This window comes from Nonomuraea terrae (assembly GCF_004348995.1).
Taxonomy (GTDB): Bacteria; Actinomycetota; Actinomycetes; order Streptosporangiales; family Streptosporangiaceae; genus Nonomuraea; species Nonomuraea terrae.
The window spans coordinates 42,434-64,188 of record NZ_SMKQ01000014.1; the positions used below are offsets into that span (position 1 = coordinate 42,434).

Sequence of the window (21,755 nt, forward strand, 5' to 3'; positions counted from 1 at the left end):
ACCTTTCTCATAAATCGAGAAAGGTGATGCCGTGACGGGATCCGATCCGGGCCAGCGCGCCCGGGCAGTGGTCGAGCTGCTGCGCCAAGGCCGCTTCGGCGAGGTCGAGGAGCTGTTCGCACCGGCCCTGCGCGCGCTGGTGCCCACAGGTGGCTTGGGCGCCGCGTGGCTCGCCGGTACGGGCGGCAACGGCGCCGTCCGCGCGATCGGGGAGGCGCGGTGCGACCCGGACGGACCGGTCCGGGTCCCGATGACGTTCGAACGCGGCCTGCTCACCGCGGTGGTGTCGTTCGACGATGCCGGGCTGCTCGACGGCCTGCGCGTCGACGACCCGTCCGCCCCCGTGTGGACGCCGCCGCCGTACGCCCGCCCGGAGGCGTTCGACGAGCACGAGGTCACCGTCGGATCGGGCGACCTGGCCGTGCCGGGGACGCTGACGGTGCCGCGCGGGCCGGGCCCGTGGCCGGGCGTGGTGCTGCTGGCCGGCGGAGGGCCGTTCGACCGCGACGGCACCACCGGGCCGAACAAGCCGCTCAAGGACCTGGCGTGGGGCCTGGCCGGGCGCGGCGTGGCGGTCCTGCGCTTCGACAAGGTGACCTGCGCCCACCCGTCCCGGGTCCCGGCCACCATGACGGAGGAGTACGTCCCCCACGCGGTCGCCGCCGTACGGCTGCTGCTTGAGCGCGCCGACGTCGGCCGCGTCTTCGTCGCCGGTCACAGCATGGGCGGCAAGGTGAGCCCGCGGGTGGCGGCGGCCGAGCCGTCCGTCGCCGGGCTGGTGCTCCTGGCGGGCGACGCCGAGCCGATGCACCGGGCCGCCGTCCGCGTCGTGCGCCACCTGGCCGCGTCCGACCCGGGCGCGCAGGCCGCCGTCGAGACGTTCGAACGGCAGGCCGCGGCGGTCGAGGATCCCGGCCTTTCCGCGGACACCCCGGCCGCCGAGCTGCCGTTCGGCCTGCCCGGCTCCTACTGGCTCGACCTGCGCGGCTACGACCCCGTGGCGACCGCGGCGGCGCTGGACAAGCCGATGCTCATCCTGCAGGGCGGCCGCGACTACCAGGTGACCGTGACCGACGATCTCGCCCGCTGGCGGGCGGGGCTGGCGCACCGGGCGGACGTCACCTTCCGCGTCCACGACGCCGACGACCACCTCTTCTTCCCCGGCACCGGCCCCGTGACGCCCGCCGACTACACACGGCCGCAACACGTCGACCCGGAGGTGGTCAGCGACATCGCGATCTGGCTGGAGCGCGCACGCTAGTCAAGGCTCCCGCCCGCCGCCGCGCGTACCGCGGCGGCGATCCGGTCGACGTCGCCGCGTTCCCCGGCCGGCAGGGGCGCCCCCACCGACTGCCTGAGCGCGGCGGCCTCACCCAGCAGGGTCGCAGCCTCCTCGTACGCGCCCTCGGCCGCCGCGACGCCGGCCAGCCCCTCCTGGGCCAGGGCGATCGCGCGTGGATCGCCCGACTCGCGGGCCGCGGCGAGCCCCTCCAGGTGCAGTGACCTGGCCGTGGTGGTGTCGCCGCGCTGCTCGGCGATGAAGCCGAGCTCGGCCAGCAGCAGCGTCACCCCGTAGAAGGGCACGCCGTAGTCGGCTTCCAGGCGGCGGTTCCAGGCCAGCGACTGCTGGAAGAGCCGCTCCGCCGCGTCGAGGTCGCCCGCGCGGCGGGCCACGAGGCCGAGACCGACCCGGGCGAACTCCTCGGCGAAGTTGTTGGACTGCTCGGCGGCCAGCCGCAGCCCTCTTTCGTGGAGCTCGCGGGATCCGTCCAGATCCCCGGTCAGCAGGGCGAGCCGGCCGAGGCTGGACAGGCGGTAGGACGCGTAGGCCCACAACCTCAGGTCCTCGGCACCGCGCAGGCCCTCGCGGTGCAGCCGGGCGGCCCGCTCGTAGTCACCGGTGATCTCGGCGAGGTAGCCGAGCATGTCCGAGGCCTGCAGCCGTCCCCAGCCGTCGCCCAGGTCGTCGAAGATCTTCAGGCTCTCGGTGCCGGACCGCTCGGCGAGGGCGTGGTCACCCTGGAACATCGCCTGCTTGGCGCGGCCCGCGAGCGCCGCCGCCTCGCCCCACCGGTCGCCGTCTGCGCGAAACCCGGTCAGCGCCTCCGTCAGCAGGCCCGCCGCGGTGGCGGCGTCGCCGAAGCTCAGGTGCGCCAGTGCCAGGAACCAGCGCGAGCGCGAGTCACGGGTGTCCAGCCCCCGCGCCGCGGTACGGCTGCGTTCCAGCAGGTCGGTGCCGTCGCCGGTCAGCATCGCGAACCCGGCCTCCCAGGCTCGCGCCCTCGGGGACCGTGCTCCGGGCAGGGCCATGGCGGCGGCGAAGGAGGCGCGGCCCTCGCGATGCCTGCCGCGCAGGTACCAGTACCACGCCAGGGCCTCGACCAGGCGCAGAGCCAGTGCGCGGTCGGTGGTGTGCTCCAGCGTGGCCCGCAGGTTGGGCGCCTCGGTGTCGAGGCGGTCCAGCCACCGGCGCTGGGCGGGACCGTGGAGATGGGGCCGGGCCTGTTCGGCGAGTTCGGTGTAGTGGAGGTCGCGGCGTTGGAAGGCGGGGTCGTCGTGGGGGAGCCGTTCGAGGCAGTAGGCGGCGATCGACTCCAGCAGCCGGTAGCGGGATCCGCCGGAGGTCTCCACCATGGACCTGGCCACCAACTGGTGGAGCAGATGGGCGACATCGAGCCCGGGACCCGCGCACACCGCCTCGGCCGCCTCCAGCGTGCAGCCTCCCGGGTGGACCGCCGGCCGGAGCAGGATCAGCCGCTGCTGCTCGGTGAGCTGATCCCAGCTCCAGTCGATCACCGCGCGCAGGGTCTGCTGGCGGGCCGGTCGTCCTCGGCCCGAGACGGCGAGCAGGTGGAAGCGGTCGTCCAGCCGATCCGCCACAGCCCGGACACCCAGGGCGCGTACCCGGGCGGCGGCCAGCTCCAGCGCCAGCGGCAGGCCGTCCAGCCTCCTGCAGATCGCCGCCACCGCGGGCGCGCTCGCCGCGTCCAGCACGAACCCGGGTGCGGCGGCTGCCGCACGGGCCACGAACAGCCGTACGGAGGCGGCTTCCCGCGGGTCCGCGCCGGGCGCCGGAAGGCCGAGCGGCGGCACCACGTACAGCGTCTCGCCGGGGATCGCCAGCGACTCCTGGCCGGTCGTCAGCACCCGCAGATCCGGGGCGGCCCCCAGGAGCAGGTCCACCAGCTCGGCGACCTGTTCGATCACGTGCTCGCAGTTGTCCAGCACGAGCAGCAGCCGCCGGCCGCGCAGGGCGTCGGCCAGCCGGTCCGCCAGGCCGGCCGGTCGCACGCCGGGACGCGAACCCGTCGCCGTGTCGTCGCGGACGCCCAGCTCGGCGGCCACCACCTCGGCCACGGTCGCCGTCGCACCCGAGGCCCCTGCCAGCTCGACCAGCCACACCCCGTCGGGGAAGTCGCCGGCGGCGAGGTCGGCGACCGCCAGGGCGAGCCGGGTCTTGCCGACACCGCCCGGGCCCGTCAGCGTGACCAGACGCGCGGAGCCGAGCAGGGCGCCGACCTCGGCCACCGCCTGTTCACGGCCGATCAGCCCGGTGAGCGGCGCGGGGAGGTTCGTCGGCGGGCGCGGAGGCGCGAGCGAGGGATCCTGACGCAACATCGCCTGGTGGAGGGCGGCCAGTTCCGGGCCGGGGTCGAGGCCCAGCTCGTCGGTGAGCAGGCGCCGCAGTTCGTCGTAGCCGGCCAGCGCCTCCGCCTGCCGTCCCGACCGGTAGAGCGCGCGCAGGTGGGCGGCGCGCAGGCGTTCGCGCAGCGGGTGGGCGGCCACCAGCTCGCCCAGCTCGTCGGCCAGCCGGCCGTGCTCGCCGAGTTCCAGCCGTACTTCCGCCTGTTCCTCCAGCGCGGTCAGGCGCTGCTCCTCCAGACGGGTGGCGGCGGTGCGGACGAACCCCTCGTCGCGGAAGTCGGCGTAGGCGGGACCGCGCCACAGCGCCAGCGCGTCCGACAGCAGCGCGGCCTTCGCCCGGAGATCAGCGGTGGCACGGGCCCGGTCGAGCAGCGCGGCGAAGCGGGCGGCGTCCACGTCGGTGGCACGCAGGACGTAGCCGGCCGCCTCGAAGGCCACCAGTCGGCCGTCCCCCAGGGCGCGGCGCAGCTGGGACACCTTGGTCTGCAGCGTGTTGACGGGGTTGCCCGGCGGGTCGTCCCCCCACAGGTCCTCGGCCAGGCGGTCGGCGGAGACCGGCCCCCCGTCGTGGGCCAGCAGGTCGGCGAGAAGTGCCCGGACCTTCACCTCGGGGACCCGCACGGGGCGCCCGTCGCCGGTCCACACCGCAAGAGGGCCGAGTACGCCGAATCGCATCAGGTCACGGTACCCGCAGCGAACCCCCAGCCGATCGTGCGCGCCCCTGCCCAGAGTGGAGCCCGAACCACACGAGTGAGGAGCACACCGTGATCGTGAACCGTGAGATCCACCTGGCGGCCCGCCCTGTCGGCGAGCAGCTCCCGGAGGACTTCCGGCTGGTCTCCACCGCGCTGCCTGAGCCGGCCGAGGGCCAGGTCGTGGTCCGCAACACCTGGATGTCGGTCGATCCCTACATGCGTGAGCGGATGGACGACGCCGAGTCCTACCTGCCGCCGTTCGAGCTCGGCGCGCCGATGGACGGCTCTGCGATCGGCGAGGTGGTGGCCTCGCGCTCGGCGGACGTCCCGGTGGGTGCGACCGTCGTGCATTTCCTGGGCTGGCGTGAGTACGCCGCGGTGGACGCCGCGGCCGTGACCGTCGCCGACCTCGCCCTGGCCCCTGCCGAGGCGTGGCTGGGGCCGCTGGGCACCACCGGGCTGACCGCGTACGCGGCCCTGACCCAGGTGGCCCCCGTACGGGAGGGCGACGTGGTCTTCGTCTCGGCGGCGGCCGGGGCGGTGGGCAGCGTCGCCGGGCAGCTCGCCCGCAAGCTCGGCGCCTCCCGCGTGATCGGCTCCGCCGGCGGGACGCTCAAGACCAAGAAGATCGTGACGGACTTCGGCTACGACGCCGCGATCGACCACCGTGCCGGTTCGGTCGCCGGGCAGCTGGCCGAGGCCGCTCCCGGCGGCGTCGACGTCTACGTCGACCACGTCGGCGGCGACCACCTGGTGGCGGCCATCGACGCGCTGCGTCCCGGCGGCAGGATCGCGATGGTGGGCGCGATCAGCTCCTACAACGCCACCGAGCCGGTTCCCGGCCCGAGCAACCTGTTCAGCTTGGCCGCCAGGGACGCCACCCTGCGGGGCATGCTGATCAACTCTTACTTCCACCTGTTCCCGGAGTGGATCGGCAGGGCGGCCGGCTGGCTGGCCGACGGCTCGCTGCGCACCGAGGTGACCGTGGCCGAGAGCATAGAGCAGGCACCCGCGGCCTTCCTGGACATGATGCGCGGCGGCAACGTGGGCAAGATGCTGGTGAAGCTCTGACACGCGACGGCGTCAGGAGGATTCCTGGCCGGTCGCCAGCGCGTCGCCGGTCGCGGTGCGCCAGTACAGCACCGAGCGGCCGGACCGGCGGCGGCGGATCAGGCCGGCGTCCAGGAGGATCTTCAGGTGCCGTCCGACCGAGCCGAGCCCCTGACCGGTCAGCGCCACCAGCTGGGTGGTGCTCTTGGGGGTGTCGAGCAGGACGAGGACGGTCGCACGGGCGGGGCCGAGCAGGCGGGACAGCGCGGCGGGCGCCTGCCGCTCGGCGAGGAGCTGGCCGGCGCACGGGTAGATGACCGCGTACCGGTCCGGCAGCCGCCAGGCCACCCACGCCCTGCTCGGCACGACGGGGACGAACACCAGCTCGGCCCCGGTCAGCTCGCGGGGCGGCCGGTCGTGGGCGTTGATCCGCAGCCGGCCGTCGCCCAGCCAGCGCATCCCCGGCCGCAGGTCGGTCAGCGCCGCCGCCCAGCCGCCCTGGCTCAGCCGTTCGGTCCTGGCCACGATGTCGGCCTCGATGATCCGCCGTCTGCGCGGCCAGTCCGGCAACACGGTCCGCCGCCACACCCACTCCACCAGGCCGGCCGGTCCGTACGGGCAGGTCGTCTCGGTCGAGGGCGGCCGGCAGCGGCCCGCCGAGCGCGACCCCCAGGTCCGTCCGAGCGACCTCGGCCGGGGTGGCGCGGATGACCCGCAGCTCGTCCTCGAACGTCCGCTCCGGCCCGCCGGACGGCGGGGGAGTGAGGAAGTCGGCGATCCAGTGGCGGCCCAGCGCGGCCCGGACGAGCAGCGCGGTGACCGGGTCGGCGGCCAGCAGGTCGCGGAAGGCGGGCCGGTGGGCGTCGAGCCAGGCCCGCTCGCCCGGGTGCGCGGGCGAGCCCGTGACCAGCGTGATCAGGGCGGCGATGGTCTCCGACAGCGGTGACACGGTGAACCGGCCGCGCGCGAGCGTGTCGGCGCTGACCTGCCAGTAGCCCATGTTTCGCTCCCCCGCGAAACTCTAACAGCGCCGATCCGCGCTGGAATAGGACTCCCTCATGCGTACGTATGAGGATCTTTTCCGGGTGCGGGAGTTCGCGACGCTGTTCGCCGCGTCCGCCGGGCAGACGGCGGCTTCGACGGTGAGCGGGCTGGCCCTCGGCACGCTCGTCTACGCCGAGACCGCCTCGCCGCTGCTGTCGGCGCTGAGCATGTTCGGCCCCTCGCTGGCCCAGGTGGTGGGGGCGACGGCGCTGCTGTCGGCGGCCGACCGGCTGCCGCCGCGGGCGGCGATGAGCGGCCTGGCGGCGGCGTTCGCGGTGGGAACGGCGGCGCTGGCGATCCCCGGGCTGCCGGTGGGCGCGGTCTTCGCCCTGCTGTTCGCGCTCGGCGTGCTCGCCTCACTGGGCGGCGGCGTGCGCTACGGGCTGCTCACCGACGTCCTGCCGCGCGAGGCTTACCTGCTCGGCCGTTCGGTGCTCAACATGTCGACCGGCCTGCTGCAGATCGCCGGGTACGCGGCCGGCGGTCTGCTGGTGACCGCGCTGTCGCCGCGCGGCACGTTGCTCGCCGCCGCCGCGCTGTACCTGCTGGACGCGCTGGTGGCGCGGTTCGGGCTGGCCCGCCGCCCGGCCCGCGCGAGCGGGCGCCCGTCGGTCGCGGCGACGTGGCGCGGCAATCGGCGGCTGTGGTCGTCGGCGCCCCGCCGCTACGTCTACCTGGCGCTGTGGGTGCCCAACGGGCTGATCGTCGGCTGTGAGGCGCTGTTCGTCCCGTACGCCCCCGTGTACGCCGGCGCCCTGTTCGCGCTGGCAGCGCTCGGCATGCTGGCCGGGGACCTGCTGATCGGCCGGTTCACGCCGCAGCGGTGGCGGGAACGGCTGGCCGCGCCACTACGGCTGCTGCTGGCCGTGCCGTACCTGGTGTTCGTGCTGGAGCCGGCCCTGCCGGTGGCCGCGGCGGCGATCGTGCTCGCCTCGGTCGGTTACGCGGCCAGCCTGCTGCTGCAGGAACGGCTGGTCGCCCTCACCCCGGACGAGCTGCGCGGGCACGCGCTCGGCCTGCACTCCTCCGGGATGATGACCATGCAGGGCGTCGGAGCGGCCCTGGCGGGCGCCGTCGCCCAGCACACCTCGCCCGCGACGGCGATGGCCGTCATGGCCGCCGCGTCGGCCGCGGTCACGCTCGTCCTGGCCCCCGGCCTGCGGCCGCCGCGGTCACCCGGCCTGTCGGGTGGCGTCCAGCTGGGGCTGTCCGGCCGGGATTGAAACGACAAGCCTCCGCCCTGCGGTGTCTCCGCCCCTACGACAGATCGAAGGGAGCGGGGGAGTGACCTTCCCAGATCCGGCGGGAGGCCTGTTCGGGGTAGGGCAGAGTCTCCGATTCGGTGTCCAGGACGCGGGTGAGGTGCCCGCCGGGCCGGTGGGCGGCCCAGCCCGCGTCGCCGGTGGTGACGAAGCGGACCCATGCCTCCTGGAGTTCGCGGGAGAGCGCGACGGCCTCGGGAGAGGGCTCTTCGCCGATGAGCTGGGTGCCGACGGGGCTGTTCAGCGTGCCGAACGCCAGGGGCACGTCGAGGCTGTGGCAGGCGCCCAGGATGCCGCCGAGGGCCGGGGCAACCCAGCACAGTTCGAACAGGTACGAGGTGCCGCCGGCTGCGGCGTTCGCCTCGGCCAGCTTCTGTGACGGCATGCGGAAGAGGGCGTCGGAGTACACCGTCTCCACCAGCTCCTCCGGGCCGGCCTGCGGAAACGCGGCACGGTACCCCTCCGCGCCGTGCGGCTGCGGGGCGAGCAGCTCCAGGGCCGCACGGGCGTCCTGCTCGGTGAAGGTGCCCTGCCGTCCGCTCATGACGCTGAACAGCCGGAATTCGTCCCGGGTGTGGCCGACGAGCAGCTCGGTCCCGCTCGCGCGCGCGCCGGTCAGCGCGGTCCAGGGCGTTTCGGGGAGGACCTCGCCGTCGACGACGGGGCACAGCGCGGTGCCGGTCTCCGTGAGGCGTCCCCAGCTCTCCCGGTGCGCGTGGAGGCCGGCGTTGAAGGAGGTGAGCTCGGCGGCCAGGTGCCAGGGGTCGATGTCGCGCAGGGCCTCGGCGGTGGGGGCCGTAGCGCCGAGCCGGTCCGCGAACGCGGCGGTGACCTGCCGTGCCAGCGCGGGGGTGCTGTGCAGCCCCGGCACCGAATGGGCGATGGCACGCCGGAACAGGCCGCGCGCCGGCTTCATCGTCAGCAGGGCGGCGACCGACCCTGCCCCGGCAGACACCCCGGCCACGGTGACCTGGCCGGGGTCGCCTCCGAAGGCGGCGATGTTGCGCTGCACCCACTCCAGCGCCGCGATCTGGTCGAGGAATCCTCGGTTGGGCGGCGCGTCGTCGAGGAACGCGAATCCCTCCGCGCCCACGCGGCAGTTGATGGTCACCACGACGAGTCCCGCCTCGGCCAGCGCTGCCGGGTCGAACATCGGGTCGCTCGACGCCGCCGAGAGGTAGCCGCCCACGGGGATCCACACCAGCACCGGCAGTCCCGCCGCGCCGGGATCCGGAGTGCCGACGTTGAGCGTCAGCCAGTCGGTGCCCTGCGGGGGCACGTCGATCGGCAGGGACAGCGGCACCACGGGGCCGAACTCGACCGCCTGCCTCGTCCCCTCCCAGCGGTGCGGCGGCGCGGGCGCGGCGAAGCGGAGCGCTCCGACCGGGGGCTGGGCGTAGGGGATGCCGCGGAACACCGCGTGCCCCTGCCGCCGGCGCCCCTGCACCACGCCTTCCGTGGTCCGTACCTTTGGCTGTTCGGACATGACGATTCCTTCCCTCGAGTGGACCTCAGGATTATGGGTCAGGTGTATTATGTCAATCGTATTGGAACAGTCCCGGGGTACGAGGGAGGGGCCGGCGATGCCGAAACAGGTGGATCACCGCGGACGCCGCGAAGCGATCGCCCGCGCGCTGTGGCGGGTGGTGGAACAGCGCGGCGTCACGCAGCTGACGATGCGCGTGGTGGCGCAGGAGGCGGGCATCTCCCTCGGGCAGCTGCAGCACTATTTCGCCTCCCGGGCCGCCATGCTCTCCTTCGCCATGGACTTCGCGTCCGAGCAGACCTCGCTGCGCGTCAGCCAGGGCCTCGACAAGCTCGGTGACCGTCCGCACCCCCGTGACGTACTGCGACTGACGCTCGCGGAAATGCTCCCCCTGCATGCCGACGCCCGCGCGACCAGCCGGATGAGCGCCGCCTATGTCCTGGAGGCGCTGCACGACGAGGCCGTCCACGAGCAGGCGCGCCGCGGCCTCGCCCGAGGACGGGCCCTCGTCGAGCAGTTGATCCGCCAGGCGGTCGCCGACGGCCTCATCGACTCTGACCGCGACCCGGCGACCGAGACCAACCTGCTCCTCGCCCTCACCGGCTTCACGCCGCTGATCGAACTGGACGTGATCGGGCCCCAGGACGCGCTCACCGCGATCGATCTGCATCTGGACAGGCTGTTCAGCGGGAACGATCGGAGCGCGTGACCCGCGCCCGCGCGCGGGGACAGGCCCTCGGCGACGACCACGCCGGTGTCCGCCGTGGTGAGCCGTAAGGAGGGCACCGTGCCCAGCCAGGGAGGGCGGGGCCGGTCGCTGCGCCGGCAGGACGTCGCACCGTGCTCGCGCATCCGCTCAGTACGGGCGGTGATGTCCACGGCCATGGTCGGGCAGAGCTGGGCCTCCAAGGGCGCCGGACGGTTCCTGGCGGGCCGATGTGCCGGCCACCGACCGGGCGGTACGTGGGCAATGGCGGTGTGCGCCGAAGCCGTGACTTTGTTCGGGAGTCGTGCAAGCGCGTTCGCGGGCGCGCGATAGGTTGCCCGCCATGACTGAACTAGGGTCCGTCACCTGGCCACCTGCCCCGATCAAGACCGAGCGGCTCGTGCTCCGCGCGTCCGAGGCCCGGGACCGTGCGGCGTTCATCGAGCTGCTGGCGTCGCCGGAGGTGCACACCTACCTCGGCGGCCCCCGCCCGCGTGACGAGCTTGAGCGCGAGATACCCGAGGTGCCCGAGCGGTGGCCCGGGAGTTTCGTCGTTGATCTCGACGGGGCGATGATCGGCCAGATCCTGCTCAGGAGAGCAACGGGGCACCGTCGCCCGGCTGCCGCGGGGAAGGTCGATCTCGGTTACCTGTTCCTGCCGCGGGCGTGGGGTTTCGGGTACGCCGCCGAGGGATGCGCGGCGGCACTCGACTGGTTCGACGGCGTCCTTCCCGGCGAGCCGGTGGTGCTCACCACCCAGACCGCCAACGTCGGCTCGATGCGCCTCGCGGCAAAGCTGGGGTTCACCGAGGTGGAGCGGTTCCAGGCCTGGGACGCCGAGCAGTGGCTCGGCCTGCGGTCCCCGGTCACGCCGTCCGCTTGATCGCGGGGGAGGAACGCGACCATGAGGATCACGGTCCTCGGCGCCACCGGCGGCTGCCGCACGGCCGTGGACCTCGACGTCCGCGGTGGCCACACCACCGCCCGCGCGGATCTGGCCCACTGCGTGCCGGTCCTGGTCGGCGATTCCTCCGCCGTCCGCTCCGTCGTCTCGGTGGCCTCCGACGCGGGACTCCTGGACGTGTGATGGCATGACCACATGGAATTGCGGGAACTGCGCGCGTTCGTCGTGGTGACGGAGGAAGGCGGCATGTCGGCGGCGGCGCGGCGGCTGCACATCAGCCAGCCGGCCCTGTCGCAGACGGTCAACGCGCTCGAACGCCAGCTCGGCGTCAAACTGCTGGTGCGCAGCAGCACGGGCGTGAGCCCCACCGAGGCCGGAACAACGCTGCTCGGCGAGGCCCGGGCGCTGCTGGCCCGGCACGACCACTTGTTGCGCGCGATGGGCCGCTACTCCGGCGAGGCCGGCGGGGTGCTACGGCTGGGCATCCCGCTGGAGCTGCCGTCCGACCTGCTCGGCCCGCCGCTGGAGCGGCTGGCCCTGGCCTGCCCCGAGACGCGCGTGCAGGCCCTGCACCTGTCGACGGCCGCGCAGCAGGCGGCGCTGCAGGCGGGCGAGCTCGACGTGGCCCTGCTCCGCGAGCGTCCGCCGGGCCGCGAGTTCGACGCGATGCTCGTGGTCAGGGAACGCCTGGGCGTGCTGCTGTCCGCCGACCAGGCCGCCGAGCTGGGCGGCCCCGACGGCATCCACCTGGAGGCGCTAACCGGTCTGACGTGGGTGTCCTTCCCGCGCTCAGGCAGCCCCGCCTGGTTCGACGAGCTGACCGCCATCCTGCGCAGCCACGGCCTCGACCTGGGGCCGCCCGCTCCCGAGGGCCAGGCGCTGATCGCCGAGGTGAAGCTGGCGGCCGTCAGCGCCGGGCAGTCCTTCGCCCTGGCGCCGCCGCACTGGTCGCAGCCGCTGCCGGAGAACGTCGCCTGGTCGCCGCTGGTCGGCCATCCGCTGGTGCGCCGTACGTGGGCGGTGTGGCCGGCCGCTTCCCGCCGCCGCGCCGTGGCCGTGTTCGTCAGCGGGTTCGCCGAGCCGGGCGCCGCCTGAGCAGCGCTTATGGCGTCCATAACCAGACGTGATGGGTAGGGAGGAAGGACCGGGGGCCGGTCGTGGCTGACATGCCGTACGACATTCCCGGCTGCACTGACAGACCTGGAGATTCCATGAGCACCACCATCAACGCCGACGTTCTCGTGGTCGGCTTCGGCAAGGGCGGCAAGACCGTGGCCGCCGAGCTGGGCAAACTGGGCAGGAACGTCGTCCTCGTCGAGCAGTCCGACCAGATGTACGGCGGCACCTGCCCCAACGTGGGCTGCGTGCCGACCAAGGCACTCGTCCACCACTCCCGCAAGCGGCGCCCGGAGGACTCGCCGCGGGAGTGGTACGCCCGCTCCGTCGGCGAGGTGCACGCGCTGACGTCGAAGTTCCGCGCGGGCAACCGCGACGCGATGCAGTCCGCCGAGACGATCACCCTGCTCACCGGCCGCGCCCGCTTCACCGACCCGCACACCGTCGAGGTCGCCCAGGGCGCCGACCATGCCACGGTCACCGCGGACACCATCGTCATCAACACCGGCTCCGAGCCGATCGTCCCCGACATCGCGGGCCTGCGCGACAGCAAGCGCCTGGCCACCAGCACCGACCTGATCCACAGCACCGACCTGCCGGACCGGCTGGTGATCATCGGGGGCGGCTTCCTCGGCCTGGAGTTCGCCTCCATCTACGGGCAGTTCGGCTCCCGTGTCACGGTGCTGGAGGCCGCGCCGGAGATCCTCGGCCGGCTCGACGACGACGTGGCCCAGGCCGCGCTCGGCATCATGCGGGGTGAGGGCGTCGAGTTCGTCACGAGCGCCGCCGTCACCGAGGTCCGCGACGGCGTGGCCCAGACCGACGTCGTCTACGAGCGCGACGGGCAGCGCCACAGCGTGGCGGCCGACGCCGTCCTCGCGGCGGTCGGCCGCACACCGGTCACCCAGGGGCTCGATCTGGACGCCGCGGGCGTGCGCACGACCGGGCGCGGCGGGATCGAGGTGGACGAGCGCCTGAGGACGAGCCAGCCGCACATCTTCGCGCTCGGCGACGTCAACGGCGGCCCGCAGTTCACCTACATCTCGCTGGACGACAGCCGGATCGTGCTCGACCAGCTGGTCGGCGAGGGAAGACGGTCGCGGGCGGATCGGGTGGCGATCCCGGCGACGTTGTTCGTGACGCCGCCGCTGGCCACGGTCGGGCTGACCGAGCGGGAGGCGCGCGCGGCCGGCCACCGCGTCAAGATCGCCAAGCAGCCGGTGGCCGACATCGTCGCGATGCCGCGGGCGTACGTGGTGGAGGAGACGCGCGGCCTGATGAAGTTCGTCATCGACGCCGAGACCGACGAGATCCTCGGCGCCGCGCTGCTCAGCGTCGACGCCCAGGAGATCATCAACACGATCGCGCTGGCCATGCGCCACCACGTGACCGCCGCCGAGCTGCGGGACGCGGTCTACACGCATCCCAGCTCGACGGAGGCGCTCAACGACGTGCTGGCCATGGGCGAAGGGGGTGACCAGCGCCCGGGCGCGTGCTGATCACGCCTGCCGGGCACCGGCGGCGCACGTGGGGTCAGCCCATGAGCGTCGCCGGGTCGCGTTCGGGCGGGCCCGCCGGCCACCATTCATCGCCGCGCCGGGCGAACGGGTACCAGCGGCCGTCGCGGCCGTAACGCATCTGCCGGTCGCCGAGGGTCCAGCGGTTGCGCCAGGCACGGATCGCGGGCGGGCCGGCGCCTTCCCATCCGGCCTCCAGCCGCGCCTGCGCCCTCGCCAGGTCGCGCGAGGGCGGGGTCCAGGAGGTCTCGAGCGTGTCGAGGCCGTCTGCGCCGCCGTACCGCCAGATCTCGACGGCGGCGGCGCCGACTCCGGCGTCCAGGCCGTGGTCGGCGGCCAGGCGGACGTGGTCCTGGTGCGGCGTCAGGTCGGGCAGCCGCCCGCGCAGGAGCAGCTCGCGCGCCCGGGCGGCAGCCGAGGCGGCCAGCGCCGCCAGCGCGGCCACGTCCACGCCGGCGCCCGGCTCCAGGGCGGGCGCGGTGAAGACCACCTCGAACGGCGGCGGCTGCGGCAGCGGCGGCACGCCCGCCGCGAACGCCTCGGCGGCCGGCACCCCGCGCGGCGCCCCGGCCGCTCCAGCGCGCGGGGTGTCGCGCCGCTGCAGCGCCTCGATCAGCTCGCGCTCGCCGCGCCCGCGCATCAGCAGCAGCACGAACGGGTCGGCGTCCAGCAGCCAGGACACCTGATAGCACAGCGCGGCGGCGTGCACGCACGGGTGGCCCCAGTCGGGGCAGGAGCATTCGGGCGTCAGGTCGCCCACGGACGGCAGCAGCGGCACGGCGGCGTCGTCCGCGTCGGCGACCAGCTCGTGCGGCATGTCGCGGTCGAGCAGTGCGGCGATGTGGCCGGCCTTGGCGGCGACCTGGTCGAGGAAGCGTTCCCATTCCGCGTCGCCGAGCTGTTCGACGGCGACGACGGTGTCGTACTCGTCCTCGGCGACGGCGGCGATGCGGCCGGGGCTGACGGTGATGGGGCCGAGCCGCCCGGTCTTGGCGTACGCGCGTCCGCGGCGCAGCAGGGTCTGGTCGAGCGAGGTGTCCTCCATGGCCTTGATCCAGGCGCGTCCCCACCAGGTGGTGGCGAAGCGGGCGCCGGCGCGTTGCGGGGGGAAGGCGGCGAAGCCGCGGGGATCCGTCATCGGAGCTCCACGAGGGCGGCGAGTTCGGCGTCGGTCAGTTCGGTGAGCGCGGCCTCGCCGGAGGCGAGCACGGCGTCGGCGAGCGAGCGTTTGGCGGCGAGCATCTGGGCGATGCGGTCTTCGATCGTGCCTTCGGCGATCAGGCGGTGCACCTGGACGGGGCGGCTCTGGCCGATGCGGTGGGCACGGTCGGTGGCCTGGTCCTCGACGGCAGGGTTCCACCAGCGGTCGAAGTGGATGACGTGGTCGGCGCGGGTGAGGTTGAGCCCGGTGCCGGCGGCCTTGAGCGACAGCAGGAACACCGGGACGTGGCCGTCCTGGAAGTGCTGGACCAGCTCCTCGCGGCGGGCGACCGGGGTGCCGCCGTGCAGGAGCTGGGTGGCCACGCCGCGGCCGGTCAGGTGGCGTTCGATGAGGCGGGCCATGGCGACGTACTGGGTGAAGACCAGGACGGCGCCGTCCTCGGCGACGATCGTGTCGACGAGCTCGTCGAGCAGTTCCAGCTTGCCGGAGCGGCCGGCCAGGCGCGGCCCGCTCTCGTGCAGGTACTGGGCGGGGTGGTTGCAGATCTGTTTGAGCGCGGTGAGCAGCTTGACGATGAGGCCGCGCCTGGCCATGCCGGAGGCGGCGGCGATCTGGGTCATGCTCTCGCGGACGACGGCCTCGTACAGGCCGGCCTGTTCGGCGGTGAGCGCGACGGGGCGGTCGGTCTCGGTCTTGGCGGGCAGCTCGGGGGCGATGCCGGGGTCGCTCTTGCGGCGGCGCAGCAGGAACGGCCCGACCAGGCGGGCCAGCCGTTCGGCGGTCTCGGTGTCGCCGCCTTCGATGTGGCTGGCCCACCGTGCCCGGAACCTGGTCAGCGGGCCGAGCAGTCCCGGGGTGGTCCAGTCGAGGATGGCCCACAGCTCCGACAGGTTGTTCTCCACGGGGGTGCCGGTCAGGGCGACGCGGGCGGCGGCGGGAATCTCGCGCAGGGCCTTGGCGGTGCCGGAGGCGGGGTTCTTGACGTGCTGCGCCTCGTCGGCCACCAGCAGTCCCCAGGGGTGGTCGGCCAGGCGGGGGGCGTCCAGGCGCATGGTGGCGTACGTGGTGAGCACGAAGCCCTCCTCGGCCAGGGTGCGGCCGGCACCGTGGTAGCGGCGTACGGGGACGCCGGGGGCGAAGCGGGTGATCTCGCGTTCCCAGTTGCCCAGCAGCGAGGCCGGGCACACCACCAGCGTCGGCCCGGCGCCGGAGCGGTGCAGGTGGAGGGCGATGAGCGTGATCGTCTTGCCCAGGCCCATGTCGTCGGCCAGGCAGGCGCCGAGCCCGAGCGAGGTCATCCTGGCCAGCCAGCGCAGCCCGGCCAGCTGGTAGTCGCGCAGGGTCGCGGCCAGGCCCGCGGGCACGGCGACGTCGGCGGGCGGCTCGGCCAGGTGGCGGCGCAGGTCGTCCAGCCACGCGGAGGGCTCGACGGTGACCTGCTCGCCGTCGACCTCGGCGGTGCCGGTCAGGGCGGCGGCGAGCGCCTCGACGCCGGTCAGCGGCTTGAGCTCGCGTTCGCGGGCCTTGCGGGCCAGGGCGGGGTCGATGAGGACCCACTGGTTGCGCAGGCGGACGACGGGCCGGTGGGCCTCGGCGAGCCGGTCCATCTCGGCGGCGGTCAGCGGCTCGCCGCCGAGGGCGAGCCGCCAGTCGAAGCTGGTCAGGTGCCGGCCGCCGAGGAACGACGGCAGGTCGGAGGGGGCGGGGTCGCGTTCGCCGACGACGGCGCGGGCGCTGAGCCCCCGTACGAGGGAGCGGGGCCAGTGGACGTCGACGCCGGCGGCGGCCAGCCGGTCGGCCGCGCCCGAGAGCAGCTCGCCGAGGTCGTCGTCGCTGAGCGTCAGCTCGTCGGGCACGGCGGCGTCCAGCAGCCGTGCCAGCCGGGGCCAGACGCGGGCGGCGCGGCGGACGGCGAGGGTGGCCTCGATGCGGGCACGCGGCCCGAACCCGGCGGCGCGGCCGTGCCACAGGTCGGCGGCGTCGACGACGAGCGCGGGGTCGGCGAGGCTGTGCAGCTGGGCGACGGCGCGGAACTCGGCGGCGGCCGGGTCGTCGGCCTCGATCCGCAGCGACAGCCGTACGCCGGAGTCGAGCGCCGCGGAGTTCTCCTCGGCCCAGCGGCGCAGGCGGGGCACCTTGACGGGCTCGGCGGCGGCGTACGCGCGGGCGCCGGTGGCCAGGACGGCTCCTGGCGAGCGCGGCATGGTGTCGGCCACGGCGTCGAGGAAGGCCCGTACGAGCTGCTCGGCGTCCGGCAGCCACGGCTCGCCGCCTGCCTCCTGGCGCGGGACGGCGCGGGCCTCGGCGGGCATGGCGGCGGCCAGCTCGCGCACCCGGCGCAGGTCGCCGGCGTCGAGCGGGCCGGCCCGCCAGCAGTCGTGGTCGGTGGCCGACACGCCCGGCAGGATCCGGCCGCGGGTGACGAGTTGCAGCGCCACGACCGCCACCGCGCCCCAGAAGCGGGCCGCCGGGTGGGCGCGCGCGTCGGCGCGGGCCCGCGCCAGCGCCGCCACGGCCTCGCCGACCGGAACGTGCGTGGCCGCCGCCTCGCGGGTGCGCACAGGCCCGTCGCCGAACCGTTCCACGATTGTGACGAGAGATTCGCCACCAGGGTCAAGGAAGATCATCCGCCCGCATCTGGGCGGGTCGCCGGGCTCGAAGACGGCAGCGTGCCGCACCAGATCCGTCACAACAGTCACAACCGTACAGTGTACGGTACAAGAGGCTGAGGTTTGCCACAGTGCGACGAGGGAAGCCAACCTCATTCCGGGCTCATCCGATCTTCCCTACCCTTTACCCATGACTGACTGGCTGGTTGGACTGATGGAGAGCCTCGGGGCACCCGGGGCGGGTCTCGCGATCGCGCTGGAGAACCTCTTCCCGCCCCTGCCGAGCGAGGTGATCCTGCCGCTGGCCGGTTTCACCGCGAGCCGAGGACAGATGGACCTCGTTGCGGTGCTGGTGTTCACGACCCTCGGCTCCGTGATCGGGGCGCTGGCCCTGTACGGCGTGGGAGCCCTGCTCGGGCGCGACCGCACGCTGGCCATCGCGGCCAAGCTGCCCCTCGTCAAGGTCGCCGACATCGAGAAGACCGAGGCGTGGTTCCAGCGCCACGGCCGCAAGACCGTCTTCTTCGGCCGGATGATCCCGATCTTCCGCAGCCTCATCTCCATCCCGGCGGGCGTCGAACGGATGCCCATCACGATCTTCACCCTGCTCACCACGGCCGGAAGCCTCATCTGGAACACCCTCTTCGTCATGGCCGGCTACTGGCTCGGCGAGGAATGGGAGGTCGTGGAGACGTACGTCGGCATCGGCACCAACGTCGTGATCGGCATCGTCGCGCTCGTGATCGTGGTCTTCGTCGTGGTACGCCTCAGCGAGCGGCGCAAGGGCAGGCATGCGAGTCGCCGCTGACGGGCTGCGCCTGCTGGGCACGGTCACGCTCGGCGCGCTCACCGCACTGCTGGACCTGGCGTTCCTGGTGCTGACGCTGCCGTTCCTGGGCAACCCGAACGTGGGGGTGTCGGCCCGGCGGCTGGCCCGCCTGGAGGCCCGCCGCCTGCGCCTCGACCTGCGAGCGCTGGAGGCGCTGCGGCCCGGCCCGCACGACGGCCGCGCGACCGGCTACCTCGCCGCCCGGGTCCCGGTCGGCGTCCTGGGCGGCCTGGTGATCGCGCTGCTGGTGGCCGGAGCGGTGGCCGTCGTGCGACTGGTGGCGGCGTGGAGCAGGGGCGAGCCGTTCGACGGGATGCGCCCTTCGGCGCCGCTGGTCGCCTACTTCCTCGTGGGCGGTGTCGTGCTGCTGTTCCTGGACCTGTCGGGCGTGGTCGGCGTGCACGCCGTGGAACGCCGGCTGGCGCTGCGCCTGCTGGCCCCCGACCCCACCGAGGCGCTCGAACGCCGCATCGCCGAGCTGGCCGAGAGCCGCGCCGGCATCGTCACGGCGGTCGACTCCGAGCGGCGCCGGATCGAGCGCGACCTGCACGACGGGCTGCAGCAGCGGCTGGTGGCGCTGTCGATGCTGGTCGGCCGGGCCCGCCGGGGCCGTCCCGAGCTGCTGGAGCAGGCCCACCACGAGGCGCAGCAGGCGCTGGCCGAGCTGCGCGAGGTGGCCTGGCGGGTTTACCCGAGCGGGCTGGACACGCTCGGCCTGGGCGAGGCGCTGGCGGGCGTGGCGGAACGCTCCAGCGTGCCCGTCACGGTCGAGTGCCGGCTGACGCGGCGCCCGCCGATGGCCGTGGAGACGGCGGCGTACTTCGTGGTGTGCGAGGCGGTGACGAACGCCGCCAAGCACGCCGGCGCCTCCCGCATCACGGTCGAGGTGGCCGAGCGGGACACCGCGGTGGTCGTCCACGTGCGCGACGACGGCCGCGGCGGCGCCAGCCCGGCCGGCGGGGGACTTTCGGGGCTGGCCCGCCGGGTGGCGGCGCTGGACGGCGGCTTCGAGGTGCACAGCCCGCAGGGCGGTCCGACGGCGATCACGGCGGTGCTGCCATGCGGGTGATCCTGGCCGAGGACTCCACGCTGCTGCGTGAGGGCCTGGTGCGCCTGCTGGCGGAGGAGGGCCACGAGGTGCCGGCCGCCGTCGGCAACGGGGAGGCGCTGGTGGAGGCGGTCGCCGCGCACCTCCCGGACGCCGTCGTCGTGGACGTCCGCATGCCGCCCACCCACACCGACGAGGGGTTGCGGGCGGCGCTGGAGATCCGCCGCCGCTGGCCGCACGTCAAGGTGCTGGTGCTGTCGCAGTACGTCGAGAAGCGGTACGCCGCCGAGCTGATGAGCTCCGACGTCGAAGGCGTGGGCTACCTGCTGAAGGACCGCGTGGCGCAGGTGGGCGACTTCCTGGACGCGCTGGAGCGGGTGGGCGCCGGCGGGGCCGCGTTCGACCCGGAGGTGGTGCGGCAGCTGCTGGCGCGCACCACGCAGGTGGATCCGCTGGCCCGGCTGACGGTGCGCGAGCGGGAGGTGCTGGAACGGATGGCGCAGGGCCTGACCAACGCCTCGATCGCCCAGGAGCTGCACGTGTCACAGAGCGCGGTGGAAAAGCACGTCAACTCGCTGTTCGACAAGCTCGGCCTGGCCCACGCCAGCGGCTACAGCCGCCGCGTCCTGGCCGTCCTGCGCTTCCTGGAGTCCTGACCCCTCCCAGGGGGCTCCTCGCAGGACCCGCAGGGTCTCTCGCCCGGTCCTCGACGCGCTCGCCGACGCGCTCCGGCTCGCCCCGGACGAGCGGGACTACCTGTTCGCCGTGGCCGACGTCACGCCCGCCGCTCCCGTACGGCAGGCCGGCCGGTCCGAGGTGGCCCCGCGGCTGCGGCAGCTGCTGGACACGATGCCGGACATCCCGGCGATGGTCCTCCACCGCCGCATGGACGTGCTGGCCTGGAACCGAGGCGCCGCCGCCCTGCTGACCGACTTCGGCGCCCTGCCTCCGGCGCAGCGCAACCTGATCCGGCTGACCTTCCTCGACGACGCCTTCCGGTCCCTGTACGCGGACTGGCCGCGCGCCGCGCGTGAATGCGTCGCGGTGCTGCGCATGGAGGCCGGCCGTACCCCCCACGACCCCGCTCTCAGCGCGCTGGTCGGGGAGCTCAGCGTTCGTGACCCGGACTTCCGTACGTGGTGGGCCGCCCACCAGGTACGGGGCCCGAGGCAGCTCACCAAGACCTACCGTCACCCCCGTCGTCGGCGCCCTCACCCTCGACGTGCAGCAGTTCTCCGTGGACACCCACCCCGATCAGCTGCTGATCGCCTACACCGCGGAGCCCGGTTCGCTCTCCCACGAGGCGCTGCGCTTCCTGCTGCAGTGGTCCGCGACACACACTGTCGATCAGCGGTGCGCGGGCATTGACGGACGGTCGTTCGATGTCACCGCGCTCGGCCTGCTCACCGGCCGGGCCCTGCCGGGCCTGCACACCGTCCCGGACGGTCCGGCCTGGGTGCTCGCCCGGCTGGCTGGCCTGACTGCCGGACGGGAGGCTGAACACCGTTTTCGCCGACGCGACCAGCGGCGTCACCACGTATGCGGCCGGCCGCGCCCTCGACATCCCGAGCCCGGACGCGGACGGCAACGTGACCTTGGACTTCAACCGGGCGGTCAACCTGCCGTGCGCGTTCTCCGAGCACTTCCCGATCCCGACGATCTTTCCTGTCTTGACAAAATTATTTGTCCGTACGAGGATGAGGGCGTTCCCACCCGACAGGAGAAAGCCATGCGGAAGATCACCGCCGGATTGTTCATCTCGCTCGACGGCGTCGTCGAGGCCCCGGAGACCTGGCACTTCCCGTACTACAACGACGAGATGGGCGAGGCCGTCGCCGCCCAGATGCGGGCCGCCGGGGCCACGCTGCTCGGCCGGCGCACGTACGAGATCTTCGCCGCGCACTGGCCGCAGCAGGACCCGGACAAGGACCCGATGGCCGCCACCCTGAACGCCAGCCCCAAATACGTCGTCTCCACCACCCTCACCGACCCGAAGTGGGAGAACACCACGGTCATCGGCGGCGACGTGCGCGGGGCCCTGACCAAGCTCAAGCAGGAGCCCGGCGAGGACTTCGGCATGTCCGGCAGCCCTACCCTGGTGTCCTGGCTGCTGCGCGAGGGCCTGCTCGACGAGCTGCACCTGCTGGTGCACCCCATCGTCGTCGGCGCCGGCAAGCGCCTGTTCGAGGACGGGATCGGGCAGGTCCCGCTCACGCTCACCGAGTCCGAGACGTTCAGCACCGGCGTGCTGAACCTGACCTACACGAAGGCCTGACATGCCCGCCAAGACCGTTGCCGACAAGCTCCTGGTCAAGCCGGGGCGGACGGTGTGGATCTCCGACGCCGCGCACCGCCCGCTCGTCGATCCGCTGCCGCAGGGCGCCCGCCACACCGGCGCCCTGGAGGAGGCCGCCGTCGCGGTGTTCTTCGCGGCCGACGCCGCCGCGGCCCGGCGGCTGCTGGACGAGCACCGCGACCGGCTCACCGATCCCGCCGTCGTCTGGGTCGCCTACCCCAAGGGCAACGCCTCCGACATCAACCGCGACACGCTCTGGCCGATCGTGGGGGAGTACGGGCTGCGCCCCAACGGCCAGGTCGCGGTGGACGAGGTCTGGTCGGCGCTGCGCTTCCGCCCGCACAAGGAGGGCGAGCCGCCGTTCACGGGCGGCCGGTGACAACACT

19 protein-coding genes and 2 pseudogenes are annotated in these 21,755 nt (G+C 73.8%); 16 read left to right on the forward strand and 5 right to left on the reverse strand.

What is annotated here, in order from left to right; all coding sequences use genetic code 11:
- Nucleotides 1–31: 31 nt before the first annotated feature.
- The gene (locus tag E1286_RS07930; protein WP_132610221.1) at nucleotides 32–1,261 is read left to right on the forward strand and encodes an alpha/beta hydrolase; all 1,230 of its coding nucleotides are present in this window, start codon (nucleotides 32–34) and stop codon (nucleotides 1,259–1,261) included.
- Here the strand turns inward: E1286_RS07930 and E1286_RS07935 are convergent.
- Complete coding sequence (locus E1286_RS07935; protein WP_132610223.1) at nucleotides 1,258–4,320, reverse strand: AfsR/SARP family transcriptional regulator; 3,063 nt, start codon at nucleotides 4,318–4,320, stop codon at nucleotides 1,258–1,260. The two genes, E1286_RS07930 and E1286_RS07935, sit on opposite strands and share 4 nt — an antisense overlap.
- An 89-nt stretch (nucleotides 4,321–4,409) precedes the next feature.
- Between E1286_RS07935 and E1286_RS07940 the strand changes: the two genes are divergently transcribed.
- Nucleotides 4,410–5,411, forward strand: a complete 1,002-nt coding sequence (locus E1286_RS07940) for an NADP-dependent oxidoreductase (RefSeq protein WP_132610225.1) — start codon at nucleotides 4,410–4,412, stop codon at nucleotides 5,409–5,411.
- Nucleotides 5,412–5,423: 12 nt separating this feature from the next.
- Here the strand turns inward: E1286_RS07940 and E1286_RS49095 are convergent, their stop codons facing one another.
- A complete protein-coding gene (locus E1286_RS49095) occupies nucleotides 5,424–5,978 on the reverse strand; it encodes an ArsR/SmtB family transcription factor (protein WP_223189696.1) in 555 nt (184 codons plus the stop codon).
- A gap of 119 nt (nucleotides 5,979–6,097) precedes the next feature.
- On the opposite strand from E1286_RS49095, the gene E1286_RS49100 reads away from it, so the two are divergent.
- Complete coding sequence (locus tag E1286_RS49100; RefSeq protein WP_223189698.1) at nucleotides 6,098–6,385, forward strand: hypothetical protein; 288 nt, start codon at nucleotides 6,098–6,100, stop codon at nucleotides 6,383–6,385.
- Nucleotides 6,386–6,448: 63 nt separating this feature from the next.
- Nucleotides 6,449–7,657: an MFS transporter gene (locus E1286_RS07950; protein ID WP_132610227.1), complete on the forward strand. Its 1,209-nt coding sequence runs from the start codon at nucleotides 6,449–6,451 to the stop codon at nucleotides 7,655–7,657.
- A 34-nt stretch (nucleotides 7,658–7,691) separates the two neighbouring features.
- Here the strand turns inward: E1286_RS07950 and E1286_RS07955 are convergent, their stop codons facing one another.
- Complete coding sequence (locus E1286_RS07955; protein ID WP_132610229.1) at nucleotides 7,692–9,182, reverse strand: carboxylesterase/lipase family protein; 1,491 nt, start codon at nucleotides 9,180–9,182, stop codon at nucleotides 7,692–7,694.
- 97 nt (nucleotides 9,183–9,279) lie between these two features.
- On the opposite strand from E1286_RS07955, the gene E1286_RS07960 reads away from it, so the two are divergent.
- From E1286_RS07960 to E1286_RS07980, 5 genes are all read left to right on the forward strand, one after another.
- The gene (locus E1286_RS07960) at nucleotides 9,280–9,891 is read left to right on the forward strand and encodes a TetR/AcrR family transcriptional regulator (protein ID WP_132610231.1); all 612 of its coding nucleotides are present in this window, start codon (nucleotides 9,280–9,282) and stop codon (nucleotides 9,889–9,891) included.
- Between the two features lie 340 nt (nucleotides 9,892–10,231).
- The gene (locus E1286_RS07965; protein WP_132610233.1) at nucleotides 10,232–10,771 is read left to right on the forward strand and encodes a GNAT family N-acetyltransferase; all 540 of its coding nucleotides are present in this window, start codon (nucleotides 10,232–10,234) and stop codon (nucleotides 10,769–10,771) included.
- Between the two features lie 21 nt (nucleotides 10,772–10,792).
- Entirely contained in the window at nucleotides 10,793–10,975 is a 183-nt protein-coding gene (locus E1286_RS07970; RefSeq protein ID WP_132610235.1) for a hypothetical protein, read from the forward strand.
- A gap of 12 nt (nucleotides 10,976–10,987) precedes the next feature.
- Nucleotides 10,988–11,887: a LysR family transcriptional regulator gene (locus tag E1286_RS07975; RefSeq protein ID WP_132610237.1), complete on the forward strand. Its 900-nt coding sequence runs from the start codon at nucleotides 10,988–10,990 to the stop codon at nucleotides 11,885–11,887.
- A gap of 116 nt (nucleotides 11,888–12,003) precedes the next feature.
- A complete protein-coding gene (locus E1286_RS07980; protein WP_132610239.1) occupies nucleotides 12,004–13,407 on the forward strand; it encodes a dihydrolipoyl dehydrogenase family protein in 1,404 nt (467 codons plus the stop codon).
- Between the two features lie 34 nt (nucleotides 13,408–13,441).
- Here the strand turns inward: E1286_RS07980 and E1286_RS07985 are convergent, their stop codons facing one another.
- Entirely contained in the window at nucleotides 13,442–14,563 is a 1,122-nt protein-coding gene (locus tag E1286_RS07985; protein WP_132610241.1) for an SWIM zinc finger family protein, read from the reverse strand.
- A complete protein-coding gene (locus E1286_RS07990; RefSeq protein ID WP_246074568.1) occupies nucleotides 14,560–17,172 on the reverse strand; it encodes a DEAD/DEAH box helicase in 2,613 nt (870 codons plus the stop codon). Before E1286_RS07990 ends, E1286_RS07985 begins: the two co-directional genes overlap by 4 nt.
- 214 nt (nucleotides 17,173–17,386) lie before the next feature.
- Here E1286_RS07990 and E1286_RS07995 point away from each other — a divergent pair, with 214 nt between their 5' ends.
- The 7 genes and pseudogenes from E1286_RS07995 (at nucleotide 17,387) to E1286_RS08025 (ending at nucleotide 21,748) form a co-directional block, all read left to right on the forward strand.
- Complete coding sequence (locus E1286_RS07995) at nucleotides 17,387–18,004, forward strand: DedA family protein (protein ID WP_223189700.1); 618 nt, start codon at nucleotides 17,387–17,389, stop codon at nucleotides 18,002–18,004.
- Nucleotides 17,988–19,094, forward strand: a complete 1,107-nt coding sequence (locus E1286_RS08000; protein WP_132610245.1) for a sensor histidine kinase — start codon at nucleotides 17,988–17,990, stop codon at nucleotides 19,092–19,094. The genes E1286_RS07995 and E1286_RS08000 overlap by 17 nt, the downstream gene beginning before the upstream one ends.
- Entirely contained in the window at nucleotides 19,085–19,729 is a 645-nt protein-coding gene (locus E1286_RS08005) for a response regulator (protein WP_132610247.1), read from the forward strand. Before E1286_RS08000 ends, E1286_RS08005 begins: the two co-directional genes overlap by 10 nt.
- Before the next feature lie 160 nt (nucleotides 19,730–19,889).
- Nucleotides 19,890–20,225, forward strand: a pseudogene (locus tag E1286_RS51945) (MmyB family transcriptional regulator); the annotation flags it as partial.
- A gap of 344 nt (nucleotides 20,226–20,569) precedes the next feature.
- Nucleotides 20,570–20,716, forward strand: a pseudogene (locus tag E1286_RS50000) (DUF1684 domain-containing protein); the annotation flags it as partial.
- 86 nt (nucleotides 20,717–20,802) lie between these two features.
- Nucleotides 20,803–21,348 carry a dihydrofolate reductase family protein gene (locus E1286_RS08020; RefSeq protein ID WP_132610307.1) on the forward strand — a complete coding sequence of 182 codons (546 nt, stop codon included), beginning with the start codon at nucleotides 20,803–20,805 and terminating at the stop codon, nucleotides 21,346–21,348.
- A 1-nt stretch (nucleotide 21,349) separates the two neighbouring features.
- Nucleotides 21,350–21,748 carry a hypothetical protein gene (locus E1286_RS08025; protein WP_132610249.1) on the forward strand — a complete coding sequence of 133 codons (399 nt, stop codon included), beginning with the start codon at nucleotides 21,350–21,352 and terminating at the stop codon, nucleotides 21,746–21,748.
- Nucleotides 21,749–21,755 lie beyond the last annotated feature (7 nt).

What these genes read in the sequence shown, in the direction of transcription:
- E1286_RS07935 (WP_132610223.1), bottom strand. Translation starts at nt 4,320, where the DNA reads ATGCGATTCGGCGTACTCGGCCCTCTTGCGGTGTGGACCGGCGACGGG.
- E1286_RS49100 (WP_223189698.1), top strand. Translation starts at nt 6,098, where the DNA reads ATGACCCGCAGCTCGTCCTCGAACGTCCGCTCCGGCCCGCCGGACGGC.
- E1286_RS07950 (WP_132610227.1), top strand. Translation starts at nt 6,449, where the DNA reads ATGCGTACGTATGAGGATCTTTTCCGGGTGCGGGAGTTCGCGACGCTG.
- E1286_RS07955 (WP_132610229.1), bottom strand. Translation starts at nt 9,182, where the DNA reads ATGTCCGAACAGCCAAAGGTACGGACCACGGAAGGCGTGGTGCAGGGG.
- E1286_RS07960 (WP_132610231.1), top strand. Translation starts at nt 9,280, where the DNA reads ATGCCGAAACAGGTGGATCACCGCGGACGCCGCGAAGCGATCGCCCGC.
- E1286_RS07965 (WP_132610233.1), top strand. Translation starts at nt 10,232, where the DNA reads ATGACTGAACTAGGGTCCGTCACCTGGCCACCTGCCCCGATCAAGACC.
- E1286_RS07970 (WP_132610235.1), top strand. Translation starts at nt 10,793, where the DNA reads ATGAGGATCACGGTCCTCGGCGCCACCGGCGGCTGCCGCACGGCCGTG.
- E1286_RS07975 (WP_132610237.1), top strand. Translation starts at nt 10,988, where the DNA reads ATGGAATTGCGGGAACTGCGCGCGTTCGTCGTGGTGACGGAGGAAGGC.
- E1286_RS07980 (WP_132610239.1), top strand. Translation starts at nt 12,004, where the DNA reads ATGAGCACCACCATCAACGCCGACGTTCTCGTGGTCGGCTTCGGCAAG.
- E1286_RS07985 (WP_132610241.1), bottom strand. Translation starts at nt 14,563, where the DNA reads ATGACGGATCCCCGCGGCTTCGCCGCCTTCCCCCCGCAACGCGCCGGC.
- E1286_RS07995 (WP_223189700.1), top strand. Translation starts at nt 17,387, where the DNA reads ATGACTGACTGGCTGGTTGGACTGATGGAGAGCCTCGGGGCACCCGGG.
- E1286_RS08000 (WP_132610245.1), top strand. Translation starts at nt 17,988, where the DNA reads ATGCGAGTCGCCGCTGACGGGCTGCGCCTGCTGGGCACGGTCACGCTC.
- E1286_RS08005 (WP_132610247.1), top strand. Translation starts at nt 19,085, where the DNA reads ATGCGGGTGATCCTGGCCGAGGACTCCACGCTGCTGCGTGAGGGCCTG.
- E1286_RS08020 (WP_132610307.1), top strand. Translation starts at nt 20,803, where the DNA reads ATGCGGAAGATCACCGCCGGATTGTTCATCTCGCTCGACGGCGTCGTC.
- E1286_RS08025 (WP_132610249.1), top strand. Translation starts at nt 21,350, where the DNA reads ATGCCCGCCAAGACCGTTGCCGACAAGCTCCTGGTCAAGCCGGGGCGG.